This is a genomic window from Photorhabdus stackebrandtii (assembly GCF_011189495.1).
Classification (GTDB): Bacteria; Pseudomonadota; Gammaproteobacteria; order Enterobacterales; family Enterobacteriaceae; genus Photorhabdus; species Photorhabdus khanii.
Genome location: NZ_PUJV01000112.1, coordinates 1 through 1,337 on the forward strand (window position 1 = coordinate 1; position 1,337 = coordinate 1,337).

Below are 1,337 nucleotides of genomic sequence, written 5' to 3' on the forward strand. Positions count from 1 at the left end.
GAGCTTGTGCGGAAAAACATTTTCATTGCCTGAATACCCATGATGTCATTATCTTCGACAGGGGATATTTTAGTTATTATATGTTACATCAAGTCATAAAAAATAACTTGAATGCCATATTCAGAATACAGGAAGGTAATAGAAATAAAGTAGTTAGAGAATTTTCTGACAGTCATTACGATGATGCGATTGTGACTTATGTTCCCTCTGAGGCGGTAAAATCAGACCTTAGAAAAAGAAAACTACTTTCAGCATTTCCTGCTATAACGTTACGGCTAATAAAGTATTTTCATGAAGATGTTGAATATATCTTTGCCACGACTTTAACCCATCAAGACCATTATAAAGCCGAAGACTTCGGTGATTTATATAATCAGCGATGGGAAATAGAAGAATTATATAAATTATCCAAATCAATATTATGTGTTGAAGATTTCCATTCACATAATGAAAAAGGGGTCAACCAAGAACTTCAGGCACATATTTTATTACTTAACCTGGCAAGAATATTAGGAAATGATTGTTATCACAAAGACGATGAGGGCAAGGGTATCAATGACAAGGATAATAGGGATAATGAACGGAAACTGAACTTTAAAAACTGTTTATTTTTTATCGTCAAACACCTCCCTCTGATCATTCAAAGTAGGTTAAAAAAGCATTTTAAATCATTTTATTACCTACTTCACAAATATATAACAAAGATGACCCAGCGGGTGAGACCAGGACGACACTATCCACGAAAATCGATGAAACCCCGAACACGATGGAACTCTTTTGATGCGCCGGCAAGATCTTAACCGAATGCCATTGTCCGGCGTAGAACCCCTCATTGCATTGTCTTTATGGGGTAAACCCATACAATCCAATAGATTGGTTTAAGCGGAAAATTTCGCAGAGTAGCCAGAGACAGTTACCTGTCTCCAGCCCTCTAAGAACCGTGCGTGCGCCTTTCAGCGCACACGGCTCAAGCCTTACTAAGGCCTGATAATGACCCGGTAACCCAACGAGTTTTACTCCTGGATAAATCCCTTCCCTTATGCTCCGCTTCGGGCTATCTGATCCGCGCACGACGCTCAAAGTACTGTCAGTATGTCGGATCATAAGGGGTCGCATTGGCTCTGATCTTGATGTGGCGGACGATCGGGGTACTCGCCATTGAGAACAGGTCGAGATATCCCTGTTCTCCCTTCACATTTCTGAACATCGGGAAGAAAGTCCATTGACGTAAACCAAGGCGACGGAAATAACGCTTTTGCTTCCATCGGGCTGATTTGTTTGGATGTCGTCGATTTATCCAGATAAGCAGAGCCTGAAACACCTGATGGTCAACGTAA

General features: G+C 40.7%; 1 protein-coding gene and 1 pseudogene. One reads left to right on the forward strand and one right to left on the reverse strand.

What is annotated here, in order from left to right:
• A partial coding sequence (locus C5470_RS21795) for a transposase (protein WP_166291884.1) occupies positions 1-800 on the forward strand: 800 nt, incomplete at its 5' end.
• Positions 801-1,087: 287 nt separating this feature from the next.
• Here C5470_RS21795 and C5470_RS21800 read toward each other — a convergent pair.
• A pseudogene (locus C5470_RS21800) lies at positions 1,088-1,337 on the reverse strand (group II intron reverse transcriptase/maturase); the annotation flags it as partial.